This is a genomic window from Pseudomonas sp. rhizo25, assembly GCF_031931935.1.
Taxonomy (GTDB): Bacteria; Pseudomonadota; Gammaproteobacteria; order Pseudomonadales; family Pseudomonadaceae; genus Aquipseudomonas; species Aquipseudomonas synxantha.
Map to the genome: position 1 here is coordinate 29,791 of NZ_JAUJXA010000023.1, position 13,480 is coordinate 43,270.

Here is a 13,480-nt window from a genome sequence, read left to right on the forward strand (position 1 = left end):
TCAGATGACGCCCTCTTCAACGGGGTGCGGGGCGGGCTGGCGCTCGAGGGTTTGCGCCACTTCGAGCAGGCTGGCGGCGCCGAACAATTGGCCCATGGGCAGTTCCACGCCGATGCGGCTGCGCAGCATTTCGAGAAAACGCGTGGCCAGCAGGCTGTCGCCGCCGAGGCGGAAGAAGTTGTCGTGGCGCGACACGCAGGGCACGTTGAGCAACTGCTGCCACAGCTCGGCGACCAGCTGTTCAGTGGTGCTCAACGGCGTTTCATCCAGCGTGGGGCGTGAATGGGCAGCGGCGGCCAGCGGCGCGAGCAAGGCGCGGCGATCGACCTTGCCGTTGCTGCTCAAGGGCAGGCGATCGAGCACCAGGATCTGTTCGGGGCGCATATACGTGGGCAGGCACTGCTCCAGGTGCAGGGCCAGCACTTCGGCGCAGGTGCTGGCAGCGACGGCGGCGAGCAAGCGCTGGTCTGCGACCAACGCCACGGCCTGGTTCACACAGGGATGACGCGCAAGGGCCGCTTCGACTTCGCCCAGCTCGATGCGATGGCCGCGCAGCTTCACCTGGGTGTCAGCGCGGCCGAGGAATTCCAACAAGCCGTCGGGGCGGTAGCGGCCCAGGTCGCCGGTGCGGTACCAGCCGTTGACGAAGCGCTCGGCATTTAATTGCGGCGCATGGCGGTAGCCACGGGCGACGCCGTCACCGCCGATCCACAATTCCCCCGTGACCCAGTCCGGGCAGTCGCGGCCAAGGGCGTCCACCACGCGGTAAGCCTGGTTCGCCAGTGGCACGCCATAGGGGATCGAACGCCAGCCCGGCAGCGGCTGCCGTACCTCGAAATGGTTGGACCAGATCGCCGCTTCGGTCGCGCCACCGAGGGCGATAAAGCGGCAGTCCGGGGCCTGTTGTCGCAGGCGTTGCGGCAGGTCGAGGCCGATCCAGTCGCCTGACAGCAGCGCCACCTTCAGTGCCAGGGGTTGCTGCTCCACCGCGTTGGCTTCGAGCAGCATGTCGAGCAACGCCGGCACGCTGTTCCACAGGCTTACGCCGTGATGTTGCAGGGCCTTGAGCCAGGCGCGGGCGTCGCGGCGCTGATCTTCATCAATCAACACCAGGGCGCCGCCCACCGAGAGCAGGCCGAACAGGTCATATACCGACAGGTCGAAGTCCAGCGCCGACAGCGCCAGGCCACGGTCCGAGGCGTCGACGCCGTAGCTGCGGTTGATCTCGGCCACGGTGTTCATCGCGGCGCGATGGGTGATTTCCACGCCCTTGGGCTGGCCGGTGGAGCCCGAGGTATAGATCACATAGGCCAGTTGGTCGGTGCTCACGGGCAACGGCGCGTGCAGCGGTTCGACGCTTTGCGCCTGGGACGGCTTGAGGTGCTTGACCCCGGGCAGTTGCGGGTCGTGCTCGGCGAGGATAAGGCTGACGCCGGCCTGTTGCAGGATGCGCTGGCAACGCTGTAGTGGTTGGTCCACACCCACCGGCAGGTAGGCCGCGCCCGCTGCCAGCACCCCCAGCACACTGGCGATCTGTTGGGGTCCCTTGGCCAGGGACACTGCCACCAGATCCCCGGTTGTCACGCCCGCGTCCATCAGGCTGCGGGCGATGCGCAGCGCACGCTCGGCGAGTTCGCCATAACTCAGGCGGCCATGCTCACCCCACAACAACGCCGGGCGTTGCGGGGCTTGCTGCGCGTGTTGGAAGAAGCCCTGGTGCAAGGTCGGGTCACCCGGTACGCCGGGGCCGGGGGCATTCAAGCGGGCGCGCAGTCGGGCCTGGGACACCGGCAGCAGGTCCGGCGGGGCGCTGTCCCAGGGGTGTTCGGCGAGCCAGTGGAGGCTGCCCAGGTAGGCATCGAACATCGCTTCGACGAGGCCGTCGGGGAACAGGCCGACCACCCGGTCCCAGTTCAGGGCGATGCCGCCGTCGGCTTCCACCACCTGATGGTCGAGCCACACTTGCGGGGTTTGGGTCAGGCCGAAGACCTGCCTGGCGAACGGGCCGTCCACCGGCGCGGCGGTGCCGTCCGGCACGCCCAGGGCGCTGGTGAATACCACCGGCATGCTCACCTGTTGTTCACCGCTGTCCCTCGCCAATTGGCGCAACAGGCTGACCGAACCAATGCAGCGGTGCTCCAGGGCATCACCCAGATGCTGCTGGGTGCGCCGTGCACGGTCGAGCCAGCGTTCGCCCGCCACGGGCACATAACCGAGCAGGGTCAGGGAGGTGAAATCGCCCATGACCTGATCGATCTGCGGATGCACCGGGCGGCGATCGAACAGCGTGAGGTTGAGGCTCAGGTCCGGGCGCGCACTCCAGCGGCCCAGGGTTTCGGCAAACGCACAGAGCAGCACTGCCGAGGCGGTCAAACCATGCTGTTGGGCCTTGGCCAGGATCGCTTGCCACGCATCCGCCTTGACCTGCCCTTGCAGGCGCTCGAAGCGTGGCCGGCCCAGGCTGGCAGGATCGGCCGCCAGGGGCAGTTGCGGGTGCGGCGGCAATTGGGGCAAACGTGCCTGCCAGAAGTGTTGCGCGGCGTGCAGTTCGGCAGGTTCCACGCCGGCCTGCAGCTGATAGTCGCGAAACGACAGTTCCAGCGGCGCCAGGGCCAGCATCGGCTCGCGATACAGCGCGTCGAGTTCGGCATAGAAGCGCAGGATGCTCAGGGCGTCGAGGATCAGGTTGTCCAGGCTGATCGCCAGTCGCGTATGCCGGCCCTGGGTCACTGCCTGCACATCGAACAGCGGCCAGTGGGCAGGATCGAACACGCGGTGGGCACAGTGTTCGCGCAGGTCCTCGATGCAGGCGTAGCCTTGGCCGATCACGAAGGTCGGCACCAGGGGGAGGATGCGCGCCTGGCCCGCTTGATCGAACACGGCGCGCAGCATTTCGTGGCGTTCGATCAGGCGCCCGAGTGCGTGTTGCAGGCGTGGCAGGTCGAGGTCCTCGACGTCGTATTCGCGGTAGAAGTGGCAACTCACACCGCCCAGCACCAGGCTTGGGTCGCGGCCAAGCCAGTAGGCCTGCTGCACCTCGGTGATGGGGAAGGGCGCATGGCGCTGGGTGAGGTCCGGCACCAGGGTGCGTGGTGGCTGGATATGGGCCTGTTGATGCAGGCCTTCGCAAAACTGCGCCAGCACCGGCTGGGCAAACACCCGGGCGATGCGTGCGCCGCCCAGGCCTTGCTCGGTTAGCAGGCGCACCAGGCGCGTGGCGCTCAGCGAGTCGCCGCCCAGGGCAAAGAAGCTGTGCTCACGACAGACTTCACCACAGCCGAGCAACTGCTGCCAGGCGTGGGCAACCAGTTGTTCGATGGGGCCACAGGGCGGTGACAGCTGGCCCGGGGCGGCGCCGCTGTGTTCCGCCAGCCAGCCGTTGAGGACCTTGCGATCCACTTTGCCATTGGTCGTCAGAGGCCATTGCGCGCAGCCCAGGATCAGGCTGGGAATCATATAGGCCGGCAGATGCTCGGCCAGGCTCGGGAACGCCAGTGGGGTGGGCTGCGCTGGGCCATTCGCCAGGCGCACCACCGCTCCCAGGTGCTGGCCGGCCAGCAGCGCCACTGCCTGCTCGACGCCGGGGCAGGCCAGCAGCGCGTGTTCCACTTCACCGGCTTCGATACGGTAGCCGTGCAGCTTGAGTTGGAAGTCGGTCCGCCCAAGGAACTCCACCGTGCCGTCGGGGTGGTAGCGCGCACTGTCGCCGGTGCGGTACCAGCGCAGGCCCTGGTAGTGCACAAAGCGTTCGGCACTGCGCAGCGCATCGCCCCGGTAGCCCTCGGCCACCCCGGTACCGCCGATCCACAGTTCACCAGCCACCCAGTCCGGGCAGTCATGGCCGTGCGGGTCGACGATGCGCAGGCTGACGTTATCCAGTGGCTTGCCGTAGGGCAGGCAATGCCAGTGCAGCGCCTGGCCGGGCACGACTTCGAACAGCGTCGAGTGAATCGCCGCTTCCGTTGCACCGCCCAGGGCCATGAAGCGGCAACCGGGGGCTTGGGCCCACAGGCGCGGCGCCAATTGCGGCGCGACCTTGTCACCGCCGAGCAAGACGGCGCGCAAGGGCAGCGGCGCGTCGGCGCAGCCGAGCAGCATGTCGAGCAGCGCCGGCACGCAATTGAGCACGCTGGCGCGGTGCTGCACCGCCAGTTCGCGCCAGCGTGGCGCGTCGCGCTGGGCGTCGGGCTCGATCAGGATCACCGCCGCACCGCAGGCCAGGGGGGCAAACAGGTCGAACACCGACAGGTCGAATTCCAGCGCCGAGAGTGCCAAGACCCGATCATCGCGGTTGAGCTGCAAGCGTCGTTGCAGGTCCTCCAGGGTGTTGGCGGCGGCGAGATGGCTGATTTCCACGCCCTTGGGCTCACCGGTGGAGCCGGAGGTGTAAAGGATGTAGGCCAGGTCGCTGATTGCACCGCGGCGGGGTGCTTGCAATGGTCTAGCAACGTCCGGCAAATGGGTGAGCAGCAAGCGCGCACCGGCGCCCTCGCAGATCTTGCGGCAACGTGCGGCAGGCTGGTCGACGCCGATGGGCAGGTAGGTGGCGCTGCACGCCAGGATGCCCAGCACAGCGATCACCTGCTCGGGGCCTTTGGGTAATTGCAGCGCCACCACGTCACCGCGCTTCACGCCTTGGCCTTCGAGATAGGCCGCGACGCCCAAGGCTCGCTCGGCCAACTCGCCATAGGTGATGGCCTGATTGCCGTACAGCAATGCCGGCAGGGTCGGGGCCAATTGCGCTTGGGTAAAGAAGCCTTCGTGCAGGCGCTCGACCGGCAACGCGGCGTGCTGGCCCTGGGCGGCGCTGCGTACGCCAAGCTGACTGGCGGGAATCAGCGCCGGTACCGGCTGATCCCAGGCTGCGGTGTCATGGCACAGGCGCTGCAACAGGCCGGTGTAGGCGTCGAACAGCCCGTCCAGTACACCCTCGGCAAACAGCCCTTCACGGGCATCGAGGTTGACCAGGATGCCGCCGTCCAGTTCGGTGACCTGGGCGTCCAGCCACACCTGTGGGCCCTGGGAAATGATCCACGCCGGCTGGCCGAAACTCTCCTGCACACCCTCGGCGAACAACTCCCCCAGGCCCAGGGCGCTGGTGTACACCACCGGCGCCAGTACTTGCTCACCGCGATGGCGGGACAGTTCGCGCAACACCTCGAGCCCGGAAAACGCGCTGTGGGCCGCGTCACCATGGAAGCGACGTTGCAACGCCGTGGCTCGGGCGGCAAAGCTGCCGGCCACCCGGCCATCCCAGGCCAGCAGGATCGACGAGGTGAAGTCGCCGACCAGGCGCTCGACATCGGCATGCAACGGCGTGCGGTTGAACAACGGCAGGTTGAGCAGCAGTTCGGGCGCCTCGCACCAGGCGCCAAGGGCCTCGCAAAACACCGCCGCCAGGGCCATGGCCGGGGTGAGGGCGTGCTCGCGGGCATGGCGTTCAAACGCCTGGCGCTGGGAAGGCGACAGCCAGTGGTGACGGCGGCGCACCTGGCCTTCATCACCCTGGGGCTTGATCGGCAGGCGTGGGGCACCCGGCAATGCGTCCAGGCGCTGCAACCAGTAATCGCGGGCTTGGCGATGGCGCTCACGGTGCTCAGGACTGGCCTGCTCCTCGCGCAGTTCGGCCAGGTAGCGCGGGAAGCTGTAGCCCAGCGCAGGCAGGGGCTGTTGGCGGTACAACTGCACCAGATCACCGAGCAGGGTGCGCAGGCTCAGGGCGTCGGCGGCGAGCATGTCGAGGTTCAGGTGCAGGCGTGTGCCCCGGGGCAACAGCGATAGCTGGATGTCCAGCACCTGACCGTGTTCCACCGCCAACTGGCGATGGGACAACTCGGCACGCAAGGCCTGCAGTTGCTGTTGCAGCTGTTCGGCATCGGCTTGGCGCAGGTCATGCACTTTCAGGCCCGGCCATGGGCTTTGGGGCAGGATCTGTTGGCGGCCATCGTCGAGGAACTGCGCCCGCAACATCGGATGGCGGGCCAGCAAGGCCTGCACCGCGGCTTCCAGGCGGCTTGGGTCAACGCCGTGGCCGTCGAATTCGTTATAGAAGTGTGCTGCCACACCGCCCAGGGCTTGGCCAGGGGCGCGCCCGATCCAGTAGGCGTGTTGCATGGGCGCCAGTTCGAAGGGCAGGCCGTCGTCCGCACTGTGGTTGGCGGGGGGCGCGGCGACGGGAGCGGTATCAAGCAGCGTCAGCCACGTGCACAGGCGTGGGTCGGCTACCAGCTCGGCGAAACGCGCGGCCAGACCCTGGCGCCGCCATTGGCCGGCGAGACGGATCAGGGTGACTGAATCCAGCCCCCATTCAATCAGGTTGGCCTCCAGGGGAATCTGTTCGGCGGGCTGCCCCAGGGCTTCGGACAGGGAACGGCGCAGCAGGGTTGCGGTTGAGGTGCTGGGAGTGGCCATGGCTCAACGTCTTCTCATCGCTAGGGCCCGGACCGGGGTTGGCCCAGGCGCTGGGGGCAGGTCATTGTGTGGAAGCAGATGCTAGTCATTCTCATTGTGGCGACTACCCCAATCGAATCGTTTTTGCCCCGTATCCGTTTGCCCGATGCGGATCAGGCTGCGGCGGTGGTGGGAGACAACGCCGGTCACCGAGCGGGATACGGTTGGAAAATGACTTGAATCGGGTAGAACCGCGTTGCCGGCCTTGACTACCGTCGCTCGCCGCCCTTTTGCAGGGCTCGTCCTTGATGGAGTTGTGGATGTCAGTCGATTCGGGTTTACAGGTGCGCGGCTTGTGCAAGCGCTACAACAATGGTGTCGAGGCGCTGCGCGGTGTGGACCTGAGCGTAGGGCCGGGCATGTATGGCTTGCTTGGCCCCAATGGCGCAGGCAAGAGCAGCCTGATGCGCACCCTGGCGACCTTGCAGCAACCGGACGCCGGCAGCATTCACCTGGATGGCGTGGATGTGTTGGCCGATGCCGAGCATCTGCGCCGTCGCCTGGGTTACCTGCCACAGCAACTGGGGGCGTACCCTGGGGTGAGTGCGCGGGATCTGCTTGATCGGTTTGCCTGGCTCAAGGGGCGTACCGACACCCGCCAGCGTCGTGAAGAAGTGGAGGGCCTGCTGGCCAAGGTCAACCTGCAAGACGCCGCGCATCGGGCGCTCGCCACGTATTCGGGGGGCATGTTGCGCCGCTTCGGCATCGCCATGGCCCTGATCGGCTCGCCGCGTTTGCTGATTGTCGATGAGCCCACCGCGGGCCTTGATCCGGCCGAGCGCAACCGCTTTCACCGGGTACTGGCGGATGTGGCGGCCGAGTCCATCGTGTTGCTGTCGACCCATATTGTCGAAGACGTCGAGAACCTGTGCAGCCGCCTGGCGGTGCTGGCCGGTGGGCGAATTATTGTCGAAGGCCGCCCGGCGGATTTGCTTGGCGCTGAGCAGGGTCGCCTGTGGGAGGCGTCGTTCGGCCGTGGCGAGCCACTGCCCGCCGCCTTGCACGTAGCCGCCAGCCCCGCCGGTAGCCGCGTGATCGTGCACGGCGAACGCCCGGCCGATCCGCGCTTCACCCCTCACGCGCCGCGCCTGGAAGACATCTATTACCTGGCGCTGGCCCAGGCCGGTGAGGCGCTCGAGGCATGAATACCTTTGCTCTGTTGATGCGCGAGGCCTGGGTGGAAGTCCGCGCCGGGCTGCGTAGCGGTATTCCGTTACTGGTGTTCCTGGGCCTGACCGGTTATTTGCTGATGTCCCTGGCGAATGCCGACTACGTGCAGAAAATGGGCGCCAGCGACATTGCGCGCAACGCGCCGAGCCTGATCTATCTGATGTCCTGCGGGTGCATGTTCTTTCTGTTTTTCGCCTGGGCCTGGGTGTTCGCGCAACCGGCCTTGCGCGACCGCAAGGCGCAGTTGGAAGAGGTGTTGCTGGCTTTACCGCTGTCGCTGCCCGCGCTGCTGTGGGGACGTTTTATCGGCGCGGCGCTGGTGGGCGGCTTGCTCGCCAGTTCGCTGATCGTCGGCTTCCTGGTCAGCCCGGTACTGGGCTGGCTCGGCTGGGTGCCGGCCGCCAGTATCGGTGCGCCGATGTGGTCGGCCCTGGGGTTTGCCTGGGTCGCCTTGCTGTTGCCAGTGAGCACCGGCATCGGTGCGTTGTATTACCTGCTGGCGCTGCGCAGCCGTGGCCTGGCGGCGCCGTTCGGGTTGGCGACGGTGTTGATGCTGTTGTGGATGTTTGCCGTAGTGGTGCTCAAGGGCGGGCATATCAACCCGCTGCTGGCCGCCAGCCTGGACCCGTCATTGTTCACCTTTGCCCAGGCCCAGGTGGAGACCTGGAGCGCCGCGCAAAAGTCCCAATCGCTGCTGACCCTGACCCCGGGGTTCTGGCTTAACCGTGTGTTGTGGTGCGCAGTGCCGCTGCTGTTGCTGGCCGCCGTATTGGCCCGCACCACGCGCCAGGGTTTGATGGGCAGGCGTAGCGGCGCCGTGTTGGCCGAGCCGCCGATGCTGCTGGCGAGCGGCGTGACCTTGCCTGGCCCGCTGGTGCGCAGCCGGTGGCCGCGAGCCCTGTGGTGCGAGGCGCGTTGGCAGGTACGCCAGCTGTTTGCCCGGCGCATCTGGTGGGTGGCCCTCGGATTACTGTTGGTGATGGGCGTGCTCAGTGGTTTTGTCCACGGGGTGTGGCATGCCCGTGGGCCGATGGTGCCTCGGGCGGATCTGACCCTGCCATTGCTGTCGAGCGCGTTGTTCCTGGTGATCGCCTTTATCGTCGCGGCGCTGGTCGGGCTGGTGTGCCGGCGCGATGACGTCGAAGGCTTTGGCGCCATGTTGCAGGCGACCCCGGCCCCGGTGTGGCTGCGCCTGTTGGGGCGGGTGGCATGTGTGTTGATGGCGACACTGGCCCTGGCGTTGGTGCCGGGCCTGGCCAGCTTGCTGATCAGTGCTATCGCCGCGCCCGACAGCCTGGCGCCGGGTTTTGTGCTGGTCTATCAGGCGCTGGTATTCGCGCCGCCGCTGGTGGAACTGGCGATGCTCACGGTGCTGGTGCATGCGCTGGTTCGCCGCTCCGGGCTGGCTTACGCCACTTCGATGCTGCTGACGTTTTTCCTGGTGCTCAACCATGAGTTGGGGCTGGTGAGTTACCCGCCCTATGCCATGGCGATCCCTGCGCATGTGGGGGTGTCGTTGCTGACAGGATGGGCGCCATGGCTGGGGTTTCTGGCCACCTTGGCCAGCTGGAAACTCGCCGGTTGCCTGGTGTTGCTTGCGGTGGCGGCACTGGCCTTGCCCCGTGGGCCGGAGCGTCGTCGGTTGGGCGATGTGCGCCGCGGTTTGCTCGGTTTGCCCGGTGCGTTGCTGGCCTTGGGCATCGTCGGCTTGCTCGCCAGCGGCGTGCTCTTGCAGCGGCATCTGGTGGAGCAGGGCGATTACCAGTCCGTCGCCGAGCAACGTGCCGAACGTGCCAACTGGGAACAGCGCTGGCTGCCCGGGGCGAACGCCTGGCAGGTGGCCGGTGGGCAGTTGCAGATGCAGGTTGATTCGGCGGCGCGGCAGGTCTTGGGCCAGTGGACGTTGGATGGGGTGGTCGCTGCCCACCTGGACGCTGAGTTACCGCCGGGCCTGCAGTTGACGGCAGTCAGCGTGATGGGGCGACCGGTCGCGTTTGAACAAGCCACCGCGCATCTGCGTGTGCCTTTGCAGGGTTGCGCGGCGAGTGGTTGCCAAGTGATGTTGAACTGGACGCTGAGTGCTGACGGCTGGCCTGCCGAAGGCGAAGCGTTCTGGCTTGGGCCGCAGGGTGTGTGGCTGGAAGCGCGCCGCGTGGTGCCGCGCCTGGGGCTGGACAGCGAGCGACTGTTGCGTGCGCCGGCCCTGCGCAGCGAAGCTGGCTTGCCGGTCGCGGTGCCCCGGTTGCCAAGGGGGGCTGAGGTGGCGGTGGATGCGGTCGCACCAGCCGGACACTGGCAATGGCAGCTTGAGGTCGATGGCCAGGTCTTGACCGGCAGCAGCCTGGGCCCACTGGACTTCGCCTACGCCACGCCGCTTCGCAAGGATGCCAGCCGTGAGCACACCGCCCGTGAAGTGCAGGAAGACCTGGACCTGATGAGCGCCTGTGTGGCGCGACGCCTGGGCGGCCGCTCCAGCGTCGAACACCTGAGCCAATGGCCTGCAAGCATGGGCGCCAGCCGCTTGAGCCACGGCCATCTGCTGCTCAGCCAGTCGCCCAATTGGGACGTGGGGCCAACAGGCGTCGGACGCTGGACACGCCGCGCCCATATTGCCGAACTGCTCGCCCGCCGCATGTTGACCGACGCCAGCGACCTGCGCCAGGCCCCCGGTTACCTGTGGCTGAGCCAGGGTGTGGCGGGGGCGCTGGGCCTGCTGTGTGTGGAGGATGCCGATGGCGCTGACGCCCGGGCCACGCTGGTCAAGCTGATGGCCGACGACCTGACCCGCGCCCTGGCCAGCGACGGCGAGCCCGTCGGCACCCTGGCCGATGCCCGCGAACAAGGCTGGGCCGCCAGCTATGCCGCGCTGGTCAGCCTCGACTGGGTCGCCGCGCAAACCCCCGAACATCTCACGGCGATGACCGCCGATGTCCGTCACGGCCAGGGATGGCCAACCGCGATCCAGGGCCTGCTGGGCGCGCCCTCCGATCCGGCGATTGCCGCCGCGCTCAAGCGCTGGGGGCCTGCGCAATGAAGTTGAATCATCCCTGTCTTTTGGAGTTTTGCCATGTCATCTGAACTGTCTATCCAGCCGCTGCGTCGTCCTCTCGGTTGGCGGGCCAACGTATTGACCCAAGCCATGGCGCTGACCTTGTCCAGCCAGATGTGTACGGCCTATGCCGCTGACCATCAACCGGCCGCCAGCGCCGAGACCATCGAGCTGGCACCGGTGACGGTGAGTGCGCGGTTGAATCAGGAGAGTGCCAAGGACATTCCGTTCGGCCTTTCGGTGCTCGATGGGCAAACCCTGGAGACCCGCCGCCTGCGCACCCTGGAAGATGCCCTGCGCACCACGCCGGGGGTGGATGTGAACTCCTGGGGCGGCGCCAACGACGCCAACGTGCGTATCCGTGGGGTCGGCTCGCTGAACCAGATGAGCATGGACGACGGCTCGGTGGTGCTGAACGTGGACGGGGTGCCGATGTCGGTGCGCAACGCGGCCATGGCCACCCTCGACGTGCAGCAAGTGGAAGTGCTCAAGGGCCCCCAAGGCACGCTGTTCGGGCGTAACAGCGAAGCGGGGGCGATCAATGTCACCACCCGTAAGCCCACCCACGAGCTGGAAGGGTATGTGCGCGGCGAAGCGGGCAACCAGGGCCAGTTCATGACCGAAGGCGCAGTGGGCGGGCCGCTGACCGAGTCCCTGGCCGGGCGTATTGCGGTGCGGCGCAGCGGCTTTGATAACTGGGTCGACGACCAACAGGACGGCGACCCCCTGACCAAGCCACGTGACCTGGCCCTGCGCGGCAGCCTGCTGTGGGACAACGACGAAGACACTACCGGCCTGCTGACCGTCGAGCGCCAGCGCGCCGACCACTATGCCGGCTCGGAGATCCTGCGGCCATTCGGCAATCGTCCCAGCCTCGACTACACCCCCGGCACCTTCGATAGCAACAAGAAGACCAACGAGCGTTATTCCTTCGAGCTCAACCACGACCTGGCCCAGGCCCGGATCACCTCGATCAGCGCCTACACCAGCACCGACTTCAAGGCGATCAAGGGCTATGATCGCAACATCACCCAGGCGTTGTACGGCCAACCCTTCGAGTACCTGGTCGAAGACGCGGCCCATGAGCGGGTCTGGAGCCAGGACCTGCGCCTGGGCTCGCTGGCGGATGCCGAGGTGTTCTGGGTGACCGGGGTGAACCTGTCCCGTTCCGAGCGCAGCTTCGATTCCACCAACTTCACCAACGGCGCCCGGCAAATGCGCGATTTCACCACCAACAGCTATGCCGCCTACGGCGAAGTAACCTTCCCGATTGCCGAGGACTGGAAACTCACCACCGGCCTGCGTCACACCTGGGATCGCAAGACCTACGGCGCCGACTACAGCAGTGGCGGCAACCTGGTCAGCGACAGCCGTCGCTTGCAGGACGACTACAACACCGGTCGCGTGGCCCTGAGCTATGCGTGGACGCCGCAGACCAACCTGTATGCGGTGTTGTCGCGGGGCTACAAATCGGCCGGGTTCAACGATTACGCCACCTCGGTCAAGGACAGCGAGCCCTACAAGGCGGCCAAGGTGAACTCCGCCGAAGTCGGCTTCAAGCATGAAAGCCAAGGCGGTGCGTTGAGCCTGGAAGGCGCGTTGTTTATCACTCGTGTGCAGGATGACCACCTGCTGGGGTATGACTTCAAGAGCATGGCCGTCAGCGCCGTGAATGCCGACACCCGCAGCAAAGGCGCCGAGTTGTCGAGCACCTGGCACGTCACCGATGAGCTGACTCTGGGCAGCGCCATCAGCTACACCAACGCGGTGGTCACCTCCGATGCGCCAGGTGTTTCCGGTGGTGATGTGGCCAAGGGCAGCCGCGTGCCGGATGTGCCGTTGTGGAGTGGCAACTTCAGTGTGGCCTGGAACAAACCCCTGGGTGAACTGCTGGGCTTGCCTGCGCCGCGCTTGAACACCTTGCTCAACTACCGCGTGCAGAAAAACCGCCCGGCTGATCCGCAGAACCACTATGACCTCAAGGGTTACGCCAAGTTGGACTTGCACCTTGGGCTGGAGAGTGGGGGGTCGGAGGTTTATTTGTGGGGCGATAATTTGCTGGATGCGCGGTATGACCTGTATGGCGCGTACTCCACCGACACGGTGCTGACCGGGATGCCGGGGCGCGGGCGTTCGGCGGGGGTGGGGTATAGCTATCAGTTCTGAGGCGGTCACTGGGTGCAATGTGGGGGGAGCTTGCTCCGGCTGGCGACCTGACAACTGACTGATGCCCCAAGATCTAAATGTGGGAGGGGGCTTGCTCCCGATGGCTACCTGACAGTTGACCAGGATGTTGGATCAGACCGAGTACATATCCATTATTTAGGTAATGGCCACTATTGGTTCCGCTTTTACAGCGGGTCACTTTGAAAAGCGCAAAGTAACCATACGCTCTTGCCCCACCACTCGGCACCTCGCTTAGGCTCGGTGTGCCCGTAATCCGACATGGATTTGGGGGGCCGCCGCCACGCGCCATCCATGGCGCGGGGCGGCTAAACCGGCATCCCTGCCGGTTTACCCCCCAAATCCCTGTCGAATTCCGGCCAGCATGGTTTGACGGGGCGCCTGAGATCAAAAGCAGATCAAGATCAAGAGCGGCTCGCTGCGCATCGTGGTTACTGACGGTGGCTACGTAAGAGTTGTGTAGATACCCATGTCCCGATGAGGGAGTGTCAGTGAACATATCCGAGGCTGACACACCGCCATCGGGAGCAAGCCCCCTCCCACATTTTTACCGAGTGCAGTCAATCAGACCGCCGCGAAATCAAGTCCTCTCCAACATTTGAACTCAGGACAGCCGGCCGAATCGCG

At 66.2% G+C, this 13,480-nt stretch carries 4 protein-coding genes; 3 read left to right on the forward strand and 1 reads right to left on the reverse strand.

Going from position 1 to position 13,480, the window contains the following annotated elements; translation table 11 throughout:
- A complete protein-coding gene (locus QZR30_RS26385; protein WP_311904604.1) occupies window positions 1-6,411 on the reverse strand; it encodes a non-ribosomal peptide synthetase in 6,411 nt (2,136 codons plus the stop codon).
- A gap of 299 nt (window positions 6,412-6,710) precedes the next feature.
- On the opposite strand from QZR30_RS26385, the gene QZR30_RS26390 reads away from it, so the two are divergent.
- Genes QZR30_RS26390 through QZR30_RS26400 form a run of 3 tightly spaced genes read left to right on the forward strand, consistent with a single transcriptional unit; the run spans window position 6,711 to window position 12,835 of the window.
- Complete coding sequence (locus QZR30_RS26390; protein WP_046072145.1) at window positions 6,711-7,595, forward strand: ABC transporter ATP-binding protein; 885 nt, start codon at window positions 6,711-6,713, stop codon at window positions 7,593-7,595.
- Window positions 7,592-10,654 (forward strand): hypothetical protein, encoded by a 3,063-nt coding sequence (locus QZR30_RS26395; protein WP_311904606.1) that lies wholly within the window; start codon window positions 7,592-7,594, stop codon window positions 10,652-10,654. The genes QZR30_RS26390 and QZR30_RS26395 overlap by 4 nt, the downstream gene beginning before the upstream one ends.
- A 33-nt stretch (window positions 10,655-10,687) precedes the next feature.
- Window positions 10,688-12,835 (forward strand): TonB-dependent receptor, encoded by a 2,148-nt coding sequence (locus QZR30_RS26400; RefSeq protein WP_046072147.1) that lies wholly within the window; start codon window positions 10,688-10,690, stop codon window positions 12,833-12,835.
- Window positions 12,836-13,480 lie beyond the last annotated feature (645 nt).

Bases quoted from the DNA above. Each gene is read 5' to 3' on its own strand.
- QZR30_RS26400 (WP_046072147.1), top strand. From the start codon at position 10,688: ATGTCATCTGAACTGTCTATCCAGCCGCTGCGTCGTCCTCTCGGTTGG.
- QZR30_RS26395 (WP_311904606.1), top strand. From the start codon at position 7,592: ATGAATACCTTTGCTCTGTTGATGCGCGAGGCCTGGGTGGAAGTCCGC.
- QZR30_RS26390 (WP_046072145.1), top strand. From the start codon at position 6,711: ATGTCAGTCGATTCGGGTTTACAGGTGCGCGGCTTGTGCAAGCGCTAC.
- QZR30_RS26385 (WP_311904604.1), bottom strand. From the start codon at position 6,411: ATGGCCACTCCCAGCACCTCAACCGCAACCCTGCTGCGCCGTTCCCTG.